The 19337-nt window shown below is 30.7% G+C and carries 19 protein-coding genes; 1 reads left to right on the forward strand and 18 read right to left on the reverse strand.

Annotated elements, in window-relative coordinates; genetic code table 11:
- Positions 1-83 precede the first annotated feature (83 nt).
- From TD18_RS16765 to TD18_RS12560, 12 genes are all read right to left on the reverse strand, one after another.
- Positions 84-1316, reverse strand: a complete 1233-nt coding sequence (locus TD18_RS16765) for a S41 family peptidase (RefSeq protein ID WP_052461164.1) — start codon at positions 1314-1316, stop codon at positions 84-86.
- A gap of 203 nt (positions 1317-1519) precedes the next feature.
- Positions 1520-2650 carry a glycoside hydrolase family 26 protein gene (locus TD18_RS16770; protein ID WP_152611373.1) on the reverse strand — a complete coding sequence of 377 codons (1131 nt, stop codon included), beginning with the start codon at positions 2648-2650 and terminating at the stop codon, positions 1520-1522.
- 166 nt (positions 2651-2816) lie between these two features.
- Complete coding sequence (locus tag TD18_RS12520) at positions 2817-4052, reverse strand: S41 family peptidase (protein ID WP_084205918.1); 1236 nt, start codon at positions 4050-4052, stop codon at positions 2817-2819.
- A gap of 171 nt (positions 4053-4223) precedes the next feature.
- Positions 4224-4934, reverse strand: coding sequence for a DUF3667 domain-containing protein (locus tag TD18_RS12525; RefSeq protein ID WP_040253150.1), 711 nt, complete (start codon positions 4932-4934; stop codon positions 4224-4226).
- 212 nt (positions 4935-5146) lie between these two features.
- Positions 5147-5872 (reverse strand): DUF3667 domain-containing protein, encoded by a 726-nt coding sequence (locus TD18_RS12530; RefSeq protein ID WP_040253152.1) that lies wholly within the window; start codon positions 5870-5872, stop codon positions 5147-5149.
- Between the two features lie 128 nt (positions 5873-6000).
- Entirely contained in the window at positions 6001-6333 is a 333-nt protein-coding gene (locus TD18_RS12535; protein ID WP_040253155.1) for a hypothetical protein, read from the reverse strand.
- A 195-nt stretch (positions 6334-6528) separates the two neighbouring features.
- The gene (locus tag TD18_RS12540) at positions 6529-7008 is read right to left on the reverse strand and encodes a nuclear transport factor 2 family protein (protein WP_040253157.1); all 480 of its coding nucleotides are present in this window, start codon (positions 7006-7008) and stop codon (positions 6529-6531) included.
- 179 nt (positions 7009-7187) lie between these two features.
- Positions 7188-7970, reverse strand: coding sequence for a DUF6090 family protein (locus TD18_RS12545; RefSeq protein WP_152611374.1), 783 nt, complete (start codon positions 7968-7970; stop codon positions 7188-7190).
- A gap of 381 nt (positions 7971-8351) precedes the next feature.
- Positions 8352-9494 (reverse strand): PepSY-associated TM helix domain-containing protein, encoded by a 1143-nt coding sequence (locus TD18_RS12550; protein ID WP_241480673.1) that lies wholly within the window; start codon positions 9492-9494, stop codon positions 8352-8354.
- Positions 9495-9550: 56 nt separating this feature from the next.
- Entirely contained in the window at positions 9551-11974 is a 2424-nt protein-coding gene (locus TD18_RS12555) for a TonB-dependent receptor (protein ID WP_040253163.1), read from the reverse strand.
- A gap of 366 nt (positions 11975-12340) precedes the next feature.
- On the reverse strand, positions 12341-12520 hold the full coding sequence (locus TD18_RS17535) for a DUF6090 family protein (protein WP_316931632.1): 180 nt from the start codon (positions 12518-12520) through the stop codon (positions 12341-12343).
- Between the two features lie 244 nt (positions 12521-12764).
- Positions 12765-13277: a VOC family protein gene (locus TD18_RS12560; RefSeq protein WP_040253166.1), complete on the reverse strand. Its 513-nt coding sequence runs from the start codon at positions 13275-13277 to the stop codon at positions 12765-12767.
- A 157-nt stretch (positions 13278-13434) separates the two neighbouring features.
- Here TD18_RS12560 and TD18_RS12565 point away from each other — a divergent pair, with 157 nt between their 5' ends.
- Positions 13435-13710, forward strand: coding sequence for a winged helix-turn-helix transcriptional regulator (locus tag TD18_RS12565; RefSeq protein ID WP_052461166.1), 276 nt, complete (start codon positions 13435-13437; stop codon positions 13708-13710).
- A gap of 129 nt (positions 13711-13839) precedes the next feature.
- Here the strand turns inward: TD18_RS12565 and TD18_RS12570 are convergent, their stop codons facing one another.
- The 6 genes from TD18_RS12570 to TD18_RS12595 all read right to left on the reverse strand — a co-directional run bounded on the left by TD18_RS12570 (position 13840) and on the right by TD18_RS12595 (position 19283).
- Positions 13840-14604 carry a DUF6090 family protein gene (locus TD18_RS12570; protein WP_040253172.1) on the reverse strand — a complete coding sequence of 255 codons (765 nt, stop codon included), beginning with the start codon at positions 14602-14604 and terminating at the stop codon, positions 13840-13842.
- Between the two features lie 211 nt (positions 14605-14815).
- Positions 14816-15745, reverse strand: a complete 930-nt coding sequence (locus TD18_RS17050) for an ester cyclase (RefSeq protein ID WP_241480675.1) — start codon at positions 15743-15745, stop codon at positions 14816-14818.
- Between the two features lie 141 nt (positions 15746-15886).
- Positions 15887-16651, reverse strand: coding sequence for a DUF6090 family protein (locus tag TD18_RS16775; RefSeq protein WP_052461167.1), 765 nt, complete (start codon positions 16649-16651; stop codon positions 15887-15889).
- A gap of 172 nt (positions 16652-16823) precedes the next feature.
- Positions 16824-17972 carry a DUF6090 family protein gene (locus tag TD18_RS16780; RefSeq protein ID WP_152611375.1) on the reverse strand — a complete coding sequence of 383 codons (1149 nt, stop codon included), beginning with the start codon at positions 17970-17972 and terminating at the stop codon, positions 16824-16826.
- A gap of 58 nt (positions 17973-18030) precedes the next feature.
- Positions 18031-18897: an IS3 family transposase gene (locus TD18_RS12590; protein ID WP_160289468.1), complete on the reverse strand. Its 867-nt coding sequence runs from the start codon at positions 18895-18897 to the stop codon at positions 18031-18033.
- Positions 18894-19283 (reverse strand): helix-turn-helix domain-containing protein, encoded by a 390-nt coding sequence (locus tag TD18_RS12595; protein WP_052461169.1) that lies wholly within the window; start codon positions 19281-19283, stop codon positions 18894-18896. Before TD18_RS12595 ends, TD18_RS12590 begins: the two co-directional genes overlap by 4 nt.
- Positions 19284-19337: the final 54 nt, after the last annotated feature.

Here is a 19337-nt window from a genome sequence, read left to right on the forward strand (position 1 = left end):
AATCTTAACCATTCGTGAAACTTGAAGGATTTGTGAGAATGTCCATGCCAGAAGTTGACTACAGATGTTGTTACTACACATTATTATTCGGTAATGTTATTAATTAATTCAATACCTTTTGCAAGAGTTTCATCGACATCTGTTCTTGTTTGGATTATATAATTTGTTGGCACGTATTTTTCTCTTGGTGTACCGTTTAAATGATAAAGCTTTGCTGTCGAAAGTTGATAACCAAAGGTTTGATGTTTTAATGTGAAACTGTTGATTTCTCCAGCTAATCTTTCCATTTCTGAGCCTACAATTTCGGCTCTTTCCATGCCTTCAAATCCGATGGCAAGCCCTTCGCCCATACTTCCTGTCCATCGCCCAACTAATATTACAATGGGCTTTAGATATGGCTTTTCTCTCGGACCAACATATTCAACCCAACTTCGTTCAATCCTTGTGCTTCCATCGAATTGTTCTGTTGTCCAATGTTTTTGATAAGGTTTGGTTTCTGTAATAAATCTACTCATAATACCACGAGCGACATAAGAGTTTCCTCCATCTACTGTGTTTCTCAAGTCAATTATTAATCCTTTAGTATTCATTAAATTCTTAAGAGCTTGATCAAATTCACTTATTAAATTATGATTTCCTAAAGCGTTGTTTATTCTAATTATTCCTATTTCGTTCTCTATTTTCGAAGTTAAAAGATTAGAGGTTTTTAAAATTTTGAACTTATTTAAATCGAATTCAACGATTTGATTGCTCTCTAATTTCAAGGTTAATAATCTGGGTTCATTATAACGTCCTGCCAAGATTTTATTTACAATCCATTCTCTAACATGCTGAGAATTCTTGTCATTACAATGCGTCGGGAATTGCTCAATTGCTTGTAATAAAGGCATGTGATTTATTTTTAGTATTTCTGCTCCAATAATATTATAATCAATATGTTCTATTTGCGTTTGCCAAACATTTGAAACTTTTGCTGTTCCATTTTTAACTGTAGCATAAATTGATGAATACAATCTAAAGGATGAGGTTCTATTTGTATTTAAAATTAAATGACTGTCATAAAATTCGTCTAATAAATATTCGAAAAAAAGGACTGTGTCTTCTTCAGTTTGTAGATCTGTTATTTGATTTTCGTAATAGTTTTTAATGCATTTTAAATCAATATTTTTTTCTTTTAAATAGACGTAATTTTGTGATATATCATTTAAAATTTCGTTTAAATCTTCATTAATTCTAATCTTGTCGACTTTATTTTCCTGTGGTACAACGTAAGAGATATTAAATGCAGCAATTATTATAAAAATCAGATTTCTCATTTAGACTCTATGTTTTTAACGGATTGCAACGTCGTGAGATTTCGCTGCTTATCTTGGCATGAACTAAGTTAGTGAAAAAGAATTCGAACTAAAAGAAAATCTATTGGGTTTTCTTAGTGTAAGCTGTATATAAATAATTGACTACGTATTTTGTTTATAGGATCTCTTAAATATATAAGACCAGTTCATCTCATAATTAATTATTATTGGTTTTCATATCCCAATTGTTTATAAAGTTCAGGTGATTGTTTTAAGTACATATTTTTATTAGTTTCCATAAACCATGCCTTTGATATTTTGTCATTATTAAAAAGACGAGAATCTTTCCAACTAGAAATTCCTGGAATATTAAGGCTTGTCCAATCTTCATTTATGAAGCTAACAGCTTTGATATTCTTATTATAAATGAAGGTGAAAAAATTCACAAACCACTGATCCCAAACATCAGTATTGTCATTAAAAATACCATTGATTGGATTCGATTCAGCAATCATTACAGGTTTTTTCTTTTGCTTGGCAAATTGTAGAAGGTTTTCACAATGTATACCAAAATTATAATTATCGTACGCATGACCAAATACTGAAATGCCTATCCAATCTACATAATTATCACCTGGATACCAATCTGATAATTTATAGTTTTTATAAGGTATGGAAGCGTAAGAGTGCCATACAAATGCGATGTTATTTACGCCTTTCTTGCGTAAAAGATCAACGATGTGTTTGTAAGCTTTTACATATTCCTTGGGCTCTAGTTCATTATGAGGTCCATCAAATTCGTAGCCTATTCTTAAGTAAATCGGTCGATTAGTAGATTTAGCCCAAGCTCCATATTTTTTAATGACCTTATCATACTCTCCGTTGCTAGTTTTTTTTGCAATATCCCATTTGCCTACCATCCACATGGCACTTTGAATAACTGTATTAGGAAAGCTGTCAATTAACATCTGATGATTTTGTGTATTGCCAGAATTGTTTTTATGAGACCTAGTAATCCCTTTAAATTCAGGAATTCCCCAATAAGCTGACCATCCACCAGGAACGGCTTCATTCGGAAAGTTATCTTGATACTCTTTTATGCGTTCAACAGTTTGTCCCATTATAAGTAACGTTTTTCCCTGTTGAGGAACAAATTTTGTTTTCTCATAATCGTAAACAAATTCAGGATTTACTGCAGTGTTAATTTTTGATATCATCTCTTCAATTTCAGATTTAGCCATTACCGAACCTTCAATCTTTTTATCCTGAGATATAACCAATGTAGATAAAAATAACATTGCAGAAGTCATGACATATAAAACACGAGATTGAAATGCTTTTTCACTAAAACACATATTTATGGAATTTTTATCTTTAGAACCGTTCTTATAATATAGCCAACCTGTATTTGTAATGATGATTAAGAGAGTAGGACATAAGATATTTTTCGCTTAGGACTAAGTTAACTAATTTCGAGGATTTTCGGAATGAGAAACAAGAAGTTATTTAGTTTACGTGTTGTTAGTCCTTGTTGTTTTTTAAAATGTGATTATTTAATTGAACAATCCAATCCTCATCTGCATTTAAAGTTACATCTGGTTCAATTCCGTTGGATTCAAATTCGAGGTAATCTGAATGCTTTTTTGAAGTAAGAACAGCTACAAAATTACCACAAGGTAAGTTATAACTGCTATCCTTTATTTCGTATGCAAGAGTGCCGTTGGTTCTCGTGCCAAATATCTGGCTATTTTCTAATGTGCTTAATTTTTTTGTGAATTGCTCTGCGTTACTTACTGTTCTGTGATTAACTAAGACATAAATTCTATTTTTTTTAGAGTAATCTTTCAGTAATTTATATAGAATATTAGAGTTTCGTTCGCCACCACCACCATTATTTCTCAAGTCAACAATTAAGTTGGGTTTGTTTAAGTTTCCTTCTAGGGATTTGTAAAATTTTTCAGCCTCTGATAGTGTTGGGTTCCAAGAATTAAAACTTCCAATTTTTATATAGGTCAACTTATCTGATAGTTCTTTTCGATAATAGGTGCTATCAGAGAGTGTTTTGGTAGAATAATTTATTTGACTAAGGTCTTTTTGGAAGCCCATAAAATGAAAAAATCCGTTTTCTAATCTTTCAGTATATGCAATTAATCTTTTGGATGTTATACTTCCACCGATGCTTAAAAGGTAATCATTACCAAATGGAATTAGTACGTATATTATTTCACCTACTCGCCATACATCAGATACTGAATCGAGAACAATCGCTTTGTAATTATTCTGAGTTCTGTATACACCAATGTTCATGTAGTTATCCATGTTGTATATGCCTTCTATATCTGTTTTAGCTTTAGAATTTAATACAGTTGTTAAACTGTCTAGGTTAATATTAGGTTTCGGGTAAGCATTAAAAAGTTCAGTTTGTTTAAATGCATTGAACTTTTCTGAATTTGAAGTGACATCGTTTGTGGCTCCGAGTTCGAGACCATAGACTTTACTATGGTTATCGTTTAAAGCAATCAGTAATTTGTTGAGTAAAACATGACAATCGAAGATAGTGCTTGAAGACTTAGCTTCTTTTGAAATGTCTGAATATGTAGTGTTATATGCCTTTTTATTGACTTTGTATGCAGGTGTTTTTCGTATTTTACTATCTAAGAATGTCAAACTACTCTTGCAATTACAAACGTCATTTTGAGAGTAAGAATTGATAATTAGGCTACCTGTAAATAATAATAAAAATAGTCTTTTTTTCATTTAGTTTTTTTAATTAAAGTTAACGTGTTCGTTATATGGATCGTTATATTAACCAGAAACTAAGTTAGTAAAAAGTCACGATCCAATAGGTGATTTTAATAGTATTCCTAAGTAAACACAGATCAAACAATGAGTTTACATGTTGTTGGTCAATGTATATATTAATACCTTTTAATTTGTCATTATAATTCCTATAATTATTCCCACTATAAATAGTTGAATAATAAATAGCAATATTCCAGCAAATGACAATAGTAATGATAGTAAGTTATTTTTTTCTGGCTTAAAAATGAAATATATCAAAAGAAACATAGCTAAATATAGGATCGGGTTAAAAGGTAAAGGAAGTTTAAAAACAAAAAACCCGATAATACTTATTAATGTTGCTTGACCAATAACAAAAGCGTTTATTGCTATGTGTTCGATGTAGTTATATTTCCCAAAAAACAATTTAGTTACATTGGCTAGAAACAATACCGACAAAATCCAAAAATACTTGAAATAATTAAATATAATTTTTCCTCCAGCTCGACCAATGTCATAACCCTTTGAGGATAAAGCAGACCTGTCCTTATTTTGTATTTGCTCTATTGGTAATTTAAAAATAGTTTCTAAAATTAAATATATTGAAATAGAAATTATTAAGAATGAAATTGGGTTGAGAATACCTTTTCTTTTACCGTTAATATAATCTACAGATATTTTTTTCGGATTTAATGAAAGAGTTTTAACATTATAAAGGAAACCCTTGTCCATATTTGTGACGGTTGAAAGTGCACTTTGAAGAATTGTATTAAAAGTAATTTTCTTAGTTCCGGACTTCTCTCCGCAATTAGGGCAAAAATTTGAGTTATGTTCTGTATTACAAGAAATGCAAATCATATGTATTTTTTGATAAAAGGTGCTCTTTAGGATTTTACTAAAAATGCTAATTTAGTTAAAAATCCACTTATGTTTTTGCTAAGGAGGTTTGTATATGTTTAAGTCGTATTGGTAAGGACTAAGTTAATAAAGGAACGAACCCATAGGACAACCTGCTGGGAATTTTCGAGTATTGACAACCGATTAGTTAGTTGTACATGTTGTAGTAGTATTTAATGGATTATTGCCATAACTAAACTAAATAGGATCATTCCTATAAAAATTTGTGTGATAAAAATCAAATACGTTAATAGTATAAGTAATACTTTCTTGAAGGTACTTTTCTCATTAAAGAATTGAATATACACCCAAAAATTATATCCCATTCCCAACAAAAGAGGTAATAAAACTAAATAGCTATCTCTATCATAGATGAAGCTAAATAGAAAATATATAAACATTTGTTGTCCAGTAATATATATGTTTAAGATAAGATGTTCAAAGTAATTATATTTTGATTTAATAAAAGCAAAATAGGATGCGAGAGAAAAAAAAGGAACCAAAATTAATATAAAGTAAGTTTGGTTCTGAGAAATCCATTTCAATAAATAATTGTTTTCAGATTTAGCGCCAGACTTAAAACCTGTAATTGCATCATCAATAAATGTTTGGTTTCCAATAAAGTAATGAGAGAGAACGTATAATGTAGAGGTTAGTATTATGAAAGCCAGAGGTTTAAAATGATTCTTTCTTTTTCCCTCTAAAAACCCTCTTATACTATGTCCAGGTCTTGTAAATAATTCTTTTAGCGTAAATAAAAATCCACGATCTATTTGAAAAATACTATTAGGAATTTCATCCATTAAGTATTTGTAATTAACTTTTCTTACGTTAGCATTTTGTCCACATGTACTGCAATAGTTGCCTACAAAATCCTGTTCACAATTTTTACAAATCATTCAGTTAAATTTACTTTTGATTGCGTTTTTAAATTATTGTCACGGTTATAATATGGTGTGTTTGGAATGTTTAAGCTCCAAATTTTCAAGGTATTATTACATTCATCTATTGCTTTTATTTTTATTTTTTAAAGCAACAATTCCTTTCTAAATTCATAATGTTCTGCTGTATCTTCATATCTATGTAAAACGCGTTTAGCATTCTCCGGAATATATGCGGTTTTATAATCTTCTCCTACAAAAGTTTTTACAGAATCGAGACAATCAAATTGAAGAATTAGAAAGAATTCTACTTCACTTTCTTTTTCTTGAGTAGAAATACTGACCTTTTCTAATCCTTTAACTCCTTTCTTTTTTACAGTAGGAAAGACTTCATTAATAAGCATGTTTTCATAGACTGGAGCATTTTCTTTGGTAGTCCAGCCTCTCCAGGTTCTTATGATTCTTGTTTTATCATTCATTTATGTTGTGACTTATTTCAAATAATTTCTAAAATTGTCTATGTGTTTGCGGTTGATGAGTTACGTTGGCTGGAACTAAGTTAGTAAAAAGGAACAAACCATTAGGAAACAACGCTAGGATTTTCTAAGTACATAGAGACTGAGTAATGAGTTATATGCGTCTTAAGTTGTTCTTTTAATTAAACAAAAGTTTTATTAATTCTTAATTCTTAAAGAAACATAAGAACCGTTTAATATTTTCCAATTTCCATTTTCTTTAATTAGAGTAAAATAGTCTAAATTGTTATTTCTTGGTTCACCATTTATGGTAAAAATGGCATCAGCTCTTACAAACGCTAACATTCCCTTTTCCATATGGACTATAAAATCAGAAACAGGTTCTGTGTATTTTGTTGGGTTATCATAAGATTTTAAGCGCTCTAAAAACTCCTGGATTGTATAAGTCTTAGTAATCCATTTTCCATCTCTTAAAGAAGCTCCATATATGTTAGCCTTATCACTAAACAGTGTCTGTACAGTTTCTATATCATGATTACCAATAGCAGTTAGAAATTTCTCCACTAAATTTTTAACAATTGCTTTTTCAGATTCTATATCCAATTCTTCAGCTGGCTGTTGGGCAGAAGCTAAAAAACAAAAGGCGAGTGCAATTAATCGTGTAAAAATTTTTTTCATTTTTGCTTTTGTTTCGTTGAGCTAAAGTTTATTTAACATTGTTGTCAAGGCGTTCCAGTAATGATTAGTTAGGCGAAAGGTTTTTAGTCGTTTACTTATAAACACTAAGTTAATTAATTTCAGGTATTTTCCGATAGGTTATTCAGTAGTAATTAATTATACAACTTCTTTTACTTTCGTTATTTCATATTATCTAGTTCCTTATCTAACATCTGTATCGTTGTATTAATAAAATCTCTTAAGTTGAGTTCATTTATTACAATGTAGTCGTGATTATGTTTATGATGCCAAACTTGATTCTCAAATTCCATGAAATCTTCTGAAGATAAATTGAGTTTAAATGGTGATTTTTTTTCATAAGTAACTAAATAATTGCTCTTATCAAATTCAAGTTTTTTAGTAAGTTCACCATTTGAAAGCGGAAATCGTTTCATTAAAAAAGGCATTAAGTTCATGGTATAATTGTCTGACCTAAAAAGTATATCCTCTTCGCAATCTGCTATAAGTGTCAGCCAGTTTCCTAGTTTTGTTCTAATCTCGTCATTTTTCAAAATGCTTAACTTTCCTGAATTAACAACTTCGCCTGTTATTCCAATTCTTGCATCGAATGAATTGAATCCACCTATGTTTACCAATGACTGGTCAACAATTTCAGGTACTTTGGTTATTGAATCCGATCTTATGAGTTTTGTGAGTTTAACACAAGATTGAGTTACTTTTTTATTAACTTTTATAGATTGGTTTATTTCGCTCAAATTATAATGAAACTCCTCTTTTATAGACGTAAGTAATTCTATTTCTTTCTTATCTTCAATCCGTTGTTGATTCCAACTATTAATTTGAAGTGCAAGCAAAATTCCAATAACCACAAGAATAATTTCTCCAATCGCATACAAAAGATATTTACTGAATTTATTTTCTGAGACTAAGGTCTGTCGGATTTTTCTAAAGAAATTTATCATTTGGTTAGTGGTTGGTCATAATGAATTAGAACTATTCTGATATAAGAAATGTAGCTTAAAAAAGGAGGATGAATTTTCGGATTATGTACAAGCCGAATTTTTTATTCATTATTTTCAGTTTTAAATATATAAAATTGTAAATTTGGTGTACTTGGCTGGTATATAAGCCTCTTGAAAACCGCGTCATTGCTGAAATCTATTTGTATTGTTGCATGCAGTATTTTTTTTCAAGCCATCAGTCTTAGGCAATACACATTTGGTTTAAGCCATGAGATCCTCTTAAAACTTGTGCCAGTTAAGTCAGCACAGACCTAGAAATACTCACGTACCTGTTCAAAAGTTATCTTCTCAAATGGTTTTTCAGAAATAGTAATTTGTGGACTATACTTTAATGCTATCTAAAGCTTTTTTCTTTTTGTAATTTCGACCATACCATAATAAAACTCCGGTTACAGGTAAACTTGCAGTCAATAAACTAACCAAAAAAGCAATTATTTTTCCTGCAATTCCACCAATTGCACCAATATGGATGTCATAATTCATTCGTTGGATTTTGTCGGCTACTTTAGCATTTTCGTATTTTCCATAAATACTTGGTGTTTCAATTTCCTCCAAGGTGTTTTGGTCAAAAAACCGAAAATCGGAATCATAATAAAGTCCTTTGCTGTTTGATACTTCAACGTAAATACTTTCGTCTGCAGTTTTTGGGTAATGCAATTCAAATCCTTCAGCTTCTGGGTTTTCTTTTAGCAGTTTTACAATTAAATGATCCATTGGAATTGTTTTACCATCAGCCAAATTTTCGCTTTGATTTTCAGGGATAATAAATCGTGCTTCTTTTTCGCCACCTGTAGATTTGTAAACTACATATTTTAGCCAATTATAAGACATCATTGAACCTGTAAAAGCCACAATTATCGCAAGAGAACAAATGTAAAACCCAATTACAGTATGCAAATCAAAATTTTTGCGTTTCCATCGTGTAGTTTTTTTCCAATCAAATTTTAAACGTTGCTTGAGGTTTTTCCGTTTTTTAGGTAGCCAAATAATGACACCTGAAATGATGATAAGAATAAAAATTAAAATGGAAATACCTACAACTTGTTCACCAATAGTTTTAGGAAGCCAAAGTCGCATATGACCTTTTAAAATAAAAGCAAAAAATCCTGAAAAGTGATCATCAACTTGAATTACATCTCCTGAATATGGATTTAAAAATACGCTTTGATAAAATTCAGGTTCTGCATCATAAAAAATAACTTCGATGGCATCGTCAGCTTTTTTAAATACAGTTCCGTGAACGGTATTATTTGGGAATATTTCTTGTGCGAGTTGTTTTGCTTTTGTTGGTGTTAAAATAGGGTCATTTTGTGGTGTTACCGTTTTGTAATTATCATAAAGACTTTCAATTTCGTCTCTAAAGGCCCAGCAACAACCGGTTATAGCTACAATAAAAACAACTAAACCCGTCGCTAAACCTAAATATTTGTGTAATTGAAAAATTATTTTTTTTGTAGTCATCATTTTGATTTTATAATAAAGAGCAACCTTTAAAAAAGTTGCTCTTTAACTTAGACTGGTTAAAACTGATATGAAATGTTTACTAATAATGCTCTTGGCATTTGAGGATTGATTGTTGTCCAACCTTTATAATACTCTTTGTTAAATGCGTTATTTAGCTTTAAACCTATTCTATACTTGTCTGCTTGATAAAAAACCGAAGCGTTTGCAATGGTATAACTTGGTAAAATAAAATTGCCTGTTGATGCATAATTTATTGCAAAACGTTCGCTTGCGCCATTAAATCCAGCACCAAGACCAAAACCTTCTAAACTGCCTTCTTGAAATTCATAGTTTGCCCAAAAATTATACAATGTTTCTGGTCCAGCTTCAAGTGGTCTTCTGTTTAGAATTTCTGTATTGTCTGATACTGTAGTTTCACTATCATTATAACTATAGCCAGCTCTAATATTTAAACCTTGAATTGGATTTGCATTTATTTCAATTTCAAATCCTTTACTTACAACTTCGCCACCTTGAATTTTATTGAAAGGTGAAGATGGATCAGTAATTACACGATCTTTTACTTTAATATCATAGTAGCTAATCGTAGCATTTAATCTGTTGTTAAACAGATTTGTTTTTATACCAAATTCCATCTGATTGGCTTGTTCTGGATCAAAGGTTTGTAAGGTTTGCGGACCATTATCAGGATTTCCAACCAGTTGAGGTGCAACATTTGTAAAACCATTTTGGTAGTTTCCGAAAACAGATAACTTATCTTTTATGGGCTGATAAACAATTCCGAATTTTGGTGATAATGTAGTTTGATTATAATCATCATCAGGATTTGCTATATCTCCTTCATTATCAAAGTGGTCTAAACGTAAACCAACCATTGCTGAAAGATTATCGGTAATATTGAGTACATCAGACGCATATAAACTATAGATGTGATATTTTGATTTTACATTACTAACACCTTGTGATGCCAATACTGCATCTACACCAGAAGTTGAAAGTGGAAACGTATCGGTTTCTATATCTGCTGTAAAGGGATTGTCGCCATTTGTTTCACCATTTGGAGTTATATTACCATAAAAGCCATATCCAGTGCTATTATTGGTTTCCGTTTCGTTAAAATAATCAAGGCCAATAACAACTCTATTTCTAAATGATGCAATTTTGAAATCGCCAATAAAGTTTTGTTGAATATCGGTTGTTTGGGTATTGGCATTTTGCTTGTTGATAAATCTAGAATATGTGTTTCCTTCTAAAATCCCAAAATCAAATAAGTAAGAATAATAGCCTTTTGTTGATGTTGAACTTTTAGAAAGTAAGGTTTGAGATTGCCAGGTATCTGATAATTTATAATCCATTTCAATTCTGTAGTTCTGTGTTGGATTTTGTAAGGTTAAATCGTTACTTGTAAATGATAATTTATTATTGTAACCTAATTCATCAAGATTTGAAGCCACTGTAGGCGCACTTCTGTTTAAGAATAAAAAGGTTGGATTGGTTTGTTCTGCTTGTGTAATTTCGCCGTAAAATGAAAACGATAATTTGTTGTTCACTTTGTAAGATAAAGATGGTGCTACAAAAAAAGATTTTCTAAAACCAGCATCTTGAAAACTTTGTTCCGTTGTATAAGCTGTGTTTAATCTAAAGTATAAGTTGTCATCTTTACTCAAAGCCGTATTAAAATCGCCCACGATTTGATTCAGTCCGTAAGTTCCAGAAGTAAAGGATAATTCTCCACCAGTGCCTACATAAGGTTTTTTGGTAACAACGTTAATAAGACCACCATAGGAGCTAACAGCATTACCGAACAACGTCGCTGAAGGTCCTTTTAAGACTTCAATACGCTCAATATTTGCAGGGTTGATTGTTCCGTTTGTCAATCCAGGCAAACCGTTTACTAACTGTGGTTGCACAGAAAACCCACGAAGTGAAAAATAACCAGCTCCATCACCACCACGACCAGTTGAAGTCCATAATTGTTCTACTCCTGTTGCATTTTTTAAAGCGTCATCAAAATTTGTAACTACTTGCGATTGTAATAGTTCATTGGTTACTGTGCTATAGACTTGTGTGTTTTCAATATCTTTTAAAGGAAGTTTTGAAACATATGCTGTTTTCTTTCTCGAAAATTTATTTCGACGTTCACCTTCAATTATAACTTCACTTAAGATTTCATTTCCCTCGTAAAGTATAATAGTTCCTAGATTTGTGTTTTGATTACTTACAACTGAGATAGGAATTTCTTTTGTTTTGAAGCCCAAGTAAGAAATCGAAAGTATATAATTTCCGTTTTCTAAATTACTGATTTCAAATGCTCCGTTTTCATTAGATTGTGTTCCTTTTAAGGTGTTTTTTAGGTAAATGTTTACTCCGACAAGAGCTGTTTTGTTATTGTCTGTAACAATTCCAGAAACTGTTCCGTTTTGTGGAAAAGCTAGATTGGTTATGAGGAGGAAGGTTAAGGATAGTAGTAAATTTTTCATTGTTTTTATTTAGACTTATTATAAATAATTAATTTTCGACAAAAATATATTTGTCTGTAGAGATATCCAAATTATTTATAATAATTCTAAATAATAATTTTTAAGCTACTGATTTACTGTTTTTAAGGTGTGCTTTTTTTAATTTAAATATGAAAAGAAACAAATATCATTACAATATCTGTCAGCGTGAATTTTTGTTTTAGCAGAATTTAGCACTTAATTTTCTGAAGACTTTTTTTGCGAGAAAAATTCTAAAAAAAAGTCCATTTCTGAAGGGTTTTTGAAGTTCAGAATGCGATTTATTAGATTGTTTATAACATGTTCGTGTAAGCGTTAATAACGGAAAAAGGTATTTGTGTATTTCTACTAAGTTAAGAATTTCAAATATATTACGAAAGGTTCATTATTAGTCAAAATATCGATTCTGTTGTTTTGTAAATTTTCAAGAAGAACGATTTCTATTGCTCTTTCTTTTCTATTTTCATTCCAATTGTTAATCTGAAGTGCAATTAAAATTCCGATAACTACAAGAACAATTTCTCCAATAGCTTATTTCAAATACTTTCCAGTTTTATTTTTTTCCATAAGGTCGTATCGTATTTTTCTGAAGAATTTTATCATTGATTAGCGATTGGTTATAATTAAGCACAACGTTTTCAGTTGTCGGTTTGTGGTGTTGGCTAGGAACTAAAATAACAAAAAGGAACGAGCCATTAGGGAAATCTGATCGGATTTTTCTAATACGCACAGAACGAGCAATAGGCTTAACACGTTTTAGCTAATGGTTTTTTTAATTTGAATAAGCACCTGAAGAATAAGTCAGTTCATAACTATGAGTATAGATTTCAAATACAATTCCAAATGGATCTTCTACATAGCACATTTTGAAAGGCTTTTCATTTGGATAGTATTCTCTAATGGGCATTCTTTGTTTTCCTCCAAAAGCTATAATTTTTTCAATGAGTTCTTCAATGTTTGGGTCTTGTACACAAAAATGAAATAGACCAGTATTAAAAGGATTAAATTCAGGTGCTTTTTTAATTCCATTTGGAAAAGAAAATAATTCTATCCCAATTCCGTCAGAAGTTGCTAAATGAGCAATTTCAAATTCTGTCCAATCATTTCCAAAAACGTCAATGCACATTTGACCGATAGCAGTTTCTTTTTCTTTTTTGACTTTTGAAGGTTCCATAATTATGTACCATCCCATTACTTCTGAATAGAATTTTACAGCTTCTTTTATGTTTGGAACTGTTATTCCGATATGCGAAAATGATTTTGGATAATTTTTATTAGTTGTCATAAGTTATATTTTAGATTGCTAAATTAATTTATATTTGCTTAAACGACAATAACTTACCATAATGTAATATAGTTACTCAAACGAGTATAATAATGATAATCAATTATATAAAATTTTAATTTTGAATAAAGTTAATAGTTGTCCTTTGAATTTTACAATGAATTTAATAGGCACAAAATGGAAACCTTTGATACTATTTCATTTATTAGAAGGCAGTTTGCGATCAGGAAAATTACAGAAAAAGATTCCAGAGATTTCAAATAAAATGTTTACTCAAACAGTAAGAGATTTAGAAAAAGATGGACTTATATCCAGAAAAGTTTTTCCTGTAGTTCCACCCAAAGTTAAGTACAGTTTAACGAACAAAGGGAAATCACTTGAGGATATTTTAAGAAGTCTGGATAAATGGGGTTCGGAAAATTATCTGGATTAATCAAATAGGCTCGATTTGAAACTTGTTGGCTGACATGTTCGCATAATGGTTGGTTACGGGATAGGACATTAGTCATTATCCGATTTCGCACAGACTAAGTAATTAGTTATACATATTATTGTGCTATCGTTATTTACACTTTTTGTCTTTTAATAGTTCGATGGGTTCTTGTATTTCTTTCTTTAAATTAGAAAAATGTTGTTTTTGCCTAATTTGCATACCCAAAATAAAAACAAGATTATCTTGAAATTTTTTGAATATAGGGTGAGTAGGGTCGTTTGTCCAATTAATTTTCGGCAAGAAGGCAATATGTTCTCTATCAAGTTCTCGTTTTATATATTGAATATCTTGATACCCTAATTCAGTTATAAGTTCAAAATCTGTATATCTTTTAACAATTTCATTCCGATTTTCTTTGAGTAGATTTAAAGAGTTGTTTAAAAATATGCTGTGTTCAATGAGTCTGTTCTTTAATTTAATATCTGTTAACAGTTTTAATTGTCCCGAAGATGTTAAATCTTCAAAAGTAATGTTACTAGGTGTAGAAACATCTTGCCTTAAAGCAACTACAAATTTATTCAGGATTGTACTTCTATCATTAGGTATGTTGTTTAAATCTTTTATAAGCTCTTTGGTAAGTTTTATTCTGTTCGTTGTCTGTTTATAATTTTCATCAATTAACTTCTCATTGAGTTCAAAGTCATCTAAAATTCTACAGTAATAATCAGCTTCAGTAATCTTATTTTTTCTGTTTTCATTCCAATTATTAATTTGAAGAGCAATTATAATTCCAATAACAACTAATACAATTTCTCCAATAGCATATTTCAAATACTTTCCAGTTCTTCCTTCTGAAAGTAAATTTTGTCTAATTTTTCTAAAGAATTTTATCATTGGTTTGTGGTTGGTTATAATGAAGCACAATATTTTCGTGCTATGATTAGTTACGGAATAAGCCACTTGTGGTGAAAAATCTTCTGGAGAAAAATAGCAAAGTTATGATTTGCTAATTTTCCGATTACGAATCTAACGATTTTCATCTAAATTATCCACTTAACCAACTATCGTAGCAATTACATATACACGTTGTTCGCTGCAGTCCTTTTTAGTTTGTCCCAACTTCTAATTGTCGCTTGTATTCATTCTCATCAAAAGAACCAGTAGATTTTTGGATTAACCCCTTATCATTAAAAGTCCATTCTTCAAATCCGCTAATTTTAACTTTATTTCCTGTTCCGTTAAGTCCGTTATTAGTGCCAGTAAGCGTCCAATAAAATTGGGTTTTATCTGATTTGGTTTTAAGGCTGTCAAGTGAAACAATCATATCTGGAAAAGCTTCCATAAATCCTTTAGCAACATTAGTAATTTCCAATGTACCTTTCGCTGGTTCTCCATTATTAACTGTTAATTCACCATCTTCTGCAAAAAAGGAAGATACAAAATTTGGTCTTTGACTACACCAAGCTTGAGCATATCCACGAGCGAATATTTCTACATCATATATCTGTTGTTCATTTGGAAGCTCTTCTTTAGTCCAAGAGATATTGAGTATTTTCCATTTCTCATTTTCTTTAATGAATGTAAAATGATTTACTTCTCTTGATTGAGGAATTCCCCATCTGTATAAATTGCAATCAGCTCTTGCGAGAGCTAACTGACCTTCTGTAATTAATATGTCATAGTCATTAGGTAATTCGCAGTAAGGACTACGTTCTCTCTTTTCAATACTTTTAAAGAAATCATTAATTGCTATTTCTGTATTGAACCAAGTACCATCTTTTAAACTGCTTATTCCAAGCATTGCTTTATCAGACACCATCGTTTTCAATGCCGAAACGTTATAATTTCCAGCATTGAATAACAATTCGTTAATAGTTGTTTTTATTTCTTCTTCATCTGGATTCAATTCTGTTACCTTTGATACGGTCGGAACATTTTTAGATAATACGGAACTGTCTTTTTCTTGTTTACAACTTATACCAAATGCACCAATTGTGATAAATGATAGTATTGCATATCTCAATTTTCTATTCATAAACGGTTTTCTTTAATTGCTGCCAACGTGATTGTGTAATGTTGTTAGTCGTTTTTCGATAAGTTACTAAGTTAATTAATTTCGAGGATTTTCCGATAGGTAAATCAGCTGTAATCAATTATTGACGTTGTTGTGCTTTCGTTATTTTTTTGCTTTTATTTCTGAATCCAAAAGTTGAATAATTTGCTTGTTAAGGGCCATACATTCTTTATATCTGTCTTTTACTATATTGAAAAATATTATTTGATTTTCTATTCTATTTTCAAATTCAGGTAATCTTAGCATTTGTTTATTGTCAATGTCAAATCCAGATTTTGGTAATTTTATATTTAAGCTATTATTGAAACCAATGACTTCATCAACTTTCAACCAACTACCGTTTTTCATAATAAAATCAATTAATGCAAAATCAGATTTCTCAGAAGCTAATTCTCTTAAAGTTAATTCGTCTAATAGAGTAGGCCATGAAGATAAAAGGTTGCGTAAAGCATTATTTTTGATTAGGCCAAGGTTTCCTGAACTGACTAAATCATTTAAAAATCCGTTTTTAGCAGCGTAATCTGGAGATCCAGCAGCATCACTTAAATATTTTTCCACAATAAAATCTTCTTTATATCTTTTGCCTGTGTGGTTAAGTATTATTAAACAAGACTTAATATTTCTTGTATTCACACTATCAATATGACGTAATTCTGTTAAATTAAAATCAAAATCTTCTTTTAAGTTTATTAATGCTTCTAATTCTAATTTATTTCGGTTAGAATTTTGATTCCAATTATTTATCTGCAATGCAATCAATATTCCAATAACGACAAGGACAATTTCTCCGACTGCATATTTCAAATACTTTCCAGTTTTTCCTTCTGAAAGTAAGTTTTGTCTAATTTTTCTAAAGAATTTTATCATTGGTTAATGGTTGGTTATAATGAAGCACAACGAGTTTGTGTGAGGTTTGGAAACAAAACGTAAGGCTAAACTCAACGAAATGTTTCTTAAGTAAATGTACTAAAGTTTTTGTGATGATTATTCCGATGGAATAGAGAAGTAGCAATTAACTTTACACGTTGTTGTGCTTTCGTTATTTTATTTCTGAAAGTACTTTTTTAGCATTTTCATTATCAGGATTCAATTCTAACGATTTTTTATAAGCCTTAATGGCATTTTTTTTGTCTCCTGTTAGTAAAAGGATTTCTCCATAACTATCATAAGTGTTAGATGCATTTGGATGCTTTTCTGTGTTTAGTTTTAATATCCTCAAAGCGTCATAGTTATTATTTGCTGCTATGAGTCTATATCCAAGACGATTAACAGCTAATTCAGATATATCATAACCTTGGTCATCGGTATCACCTTTATTAATGATATCAATAATGCGGTCTACTGCATTTTCTTGGTCAATTAGATGATCTAGTCTTCTTATTTGTGATAATTTGATTTTTCCCTTGATTTTTGCTTCAATCAAATTTATAGTTTCAACAGTGCCCCTTTTGGCCTCTCTATATTTAATTATTTTCATCATTCTCCAACGAATACTGTTGTCAAGAAGTATAGTAAATTCAGGATCGGTTCTAAAATGATCATAGTCCGTAGGAACAAATCTTGACAAATAGCCCCATCCAACCGCACCTAATTCTGAACTGGCAATATCTTTGACCTTTAATCCAGATTTATAAAGTGTATCTAGTGAAATCGCTCTAAAGTTATTTTTAACATAATCGGAAAAGTACTCTTTAATATCTGGTTCGAGACTTGTAATTGTTGCTAATCGTGGATACATTGCTTCATAAAGGTAATCCAATTCTCTTCGGATTTTATCGTTTTTTATGACCTTAAACCCTGCAGACTTCAATGCTGTATACGTTTTTGAGTTCGTAAATAAATATTCGTCTCGTGTCATCTTCAGTAAATCAGCTCCAAGGCTATCGGGAAATACTTCAGAAGTATTAATGGCTCTTTTGATTTTCCAGGCACTTTCCAACCAATTACTCATGAGACTAAGATTTTGATTAATATCAATCATTGAATTTGCAAGATCATCTCTTACCTCGGACATTGCATTGATTTCTAGCTGTTTTTCTTTACGTCGTTCGTTCCAGTTATTGATCTGTAATGCAATCAAAATGCCAATAACTACTAGTATTATTTCACCAACAGCATACTTTAAATACTTTCCAGTTTTATTTTTCTCCATTAAGTCGTAGCGTATTTTTCTAAAGAATTTTATCATTGGTTAATGTGTATTATACTGAAATAGGTTGACCTTTTTTTGGTTCATTTTTGTTTAATTAAAAGGTCAAGTATTCTAAATTTTGTTTGTTCTTTTTGTAGGAACAGTATTTTACATTTTGGTTAAGATGAACAAAAGCTGGCGTTTTTAGTTTTAAGCTGAAATGTGTTCTTTTGTTGTTGTAAATGTTCACAGCTTTTTTGATCATCTTGTTAGCTAAAGTACTATTTTTTATGGTTTGTTTGAGTCCGTACTCGTATTTTAATGTTCTATTGATTCGTTCCGCTACTGCATTTTCATAAGGGTCGTACTGTTGTGTCATTGAAAGTGTTATATTGTTTTGTTCAGCAAACTGGGTATATGCTGGATTACAGTATTGAATTCCTCTATCCGAATGATGTATTAGTTTTTCATTAGGATATTTACGATTTTTAATGGCCATAGCGAGTGCATCTATGCAAAGAGATGTTTTCATATGTGATATAAATTTATAGCCCATAATCTTCTTAGAATAGGCATCAGTAACCAGAGCCAGGTAACAATGTTTGTTTTCTGTTTTGATATAGGTGATATCGCTTACCCAAAGCTGTTCAGATCGAGTAGGAGCCTTGTCTTTTACCAGATTATCATATTTATAAAACTGATGTTTAGAATTAGTTGTTACAAAATACCTTTTAGTCTTTGGAACTAAGAGGTTATAAGTTCTTAAGAGTTTATAGAATTTGTCTCTTCCCATTTTTATTCCAAGTGATTCCATTTTAGATTTAAGATTGTCATGGAGCTTAATGCCACCGGTTCTTTGTCCGACTTCGTTTCTATAATCCTTAATCATTTGAATTACGATTTGGTCATTGTTTACTTTGGTTCTGTGTGATTTCAAGCGTTTATAGAAGGCTTGTTTACTAATCCCAAAACATTGGATCAACCATTTTCTTTTAAACGGTCTTGTTTCTTTTTTTCGATCTCGTCTGCTAATGTTTTGGGCAATGACTTTTTTGACATATCAACACCAGTGATGAGTTCCATATCAGCGATAATGTCTTGTTGAAAGTCCTTTACGAATTCTAGTTCTTCGATACGTTCCTTAAGTTTTTTGATTTCGTCTTTTTTGCTCATGCCAAGTTTCTTTTGTTCTAAGGTACTATATTTTTTCAACCAGTAATCAATAGAGGATCTAGAGACTTGATATTTTTCTGAAGCATGATTCACGGATATCTGTCCGTTTTGAATCTGATCAATGATTAAAAGTTTTAAATCAAAACCTACTTTTTTGTAAGAAGTTTTTCGGCAGTGTTGTTTTTTGTCTTTCATTAGGTATGTTGCTAAAAGGTTTAATTTTTAGTCAACCTATTTCAGGAAAGTACA

The organism is Psychroserpens mesophilus (assembly GCF_000826645.1).
Lineage (GTDB): Bacteria > Bacteroidota > Bacteroidia > Flavobacteriales > Flavobacteriaceae > Psychroserpens > Psychroserpens mesophilus.

Bases quoted from the DNA above. Each gene is read 5' to 3' on its own strand.
- TD18_RS16765 (WP_052461164.1), bottom strand. From the start codon at position 1,316: ATGAGAAATCTGATTTTTATAATAATTGCTGCATTTAATATCTCTTAC.
- TD18_RS16770 (WP_152611373.1), bottom strand. From the start codon at position 2,650: ATGTGTTTTAGTGAAAAAGCATTTCAATCTCGTGTTTTATATGTCATG.
- TD18_RS12520 (WP_084205918.1), bottom strand. From the start codon at position 4,052: ATGAAAAAAAGACTATTTTTATTATTATTTACAGGTAGCCTAATTATC.
- TD18_RS12525 (WP_040253150.1), bottom strand. From the start codon at position 4,934: ATGATTTGCATTTCTTGTAATACAGAACATAACTCAAATTTTTGCCCT.
- TD18_RS12530 (WP_040253152.1), bottom strand. From the start codon at position 5,872: ATGATTTGTAAAAATTGTGAACAGGATTTTGTAGGCAACTATTGCAGT.
- TD18_RS12535 (WP_040253155.1), bottom strand. From the start codon at position 6,333: ATGAATGATAAAACAAGAATCATAAGAACCTGGAGAGGCTGGACTACC.
- TD18_RS12540 (WP_040253157.1), bottom strand. From the start codon at position 7,008: ATGAAAAAAATTTTTACACGATTAATTGCACTCGCCTTTTGTTTTTTA.
- TD18_RS12545 (WP_152611374.1), bottom strand. From the start codon at position 7,970: ATGATAAATTTCTTTAGAAAAATCCGACAGACCTTAGTCTCAGAAAAT.
- TD18_RS12550 (WP_241480673.1), bottom strand. From the start codon at position 9,494: ATGATGACTACAAAAAAAATAATTTTTCAATTACACAAATATTTAGGT.
- TD18_RS12555 (WP_040253163.1), bottom strand. From the start codon at position 11,974: ATGAAAAATTTACTACTATCCTTAACCTTCCTCCTCATAACCAATCTA.
- TD18_RS12560 (WP_040253166.1), bottom strand. From the start codon at position 13,277: ATGACAACTAATAAAAATTATCCAAAATCATTTTCGCATATCGGAATA.
- TD18_RS12565 (WP_052461166.1), top strand. From the start codon at position 13,435: ATGAATTTAATAGGCACAAAATGGAAACCTTTGATACTATTTCATTTA.
- TD18_RS12570 (WP_040253172.1), bottom strand. From the start codon at position 14,604: ATGATAAAATTCTTTAGAAAAATTAGACAAAATTTACTTTCAGAAGGA.
- TD18_RS17050 (WP_241480675.1), bottom strand. From the start codon at position 15,745: ATGAATAGAAAATTGAGATATGCAATACTATCATTTATCACAATTGGT.
- TD18_RS16775 (WP_052461167.1), bottom strand. From the start codon at position 16,651: ATGATAAAATTCTTTAGAAAAATTAGACAAAACTTACTTTCAGAAGGA.
- TD18_RS16780 (WP_152611375.1), bottom strand. From the start codon at position 17,972: ATGATAAAATTCTTTAGAAAAATACGCTACGACTTAATGGAGAAAAAT.
- TD18_RS12595 (WP_052461169.1), bottom strand. From the start codon at position 19,283: ATGAAAGACAAAAAACAACACTGCCGAAAAACTTCTTACAAAAAAGTA.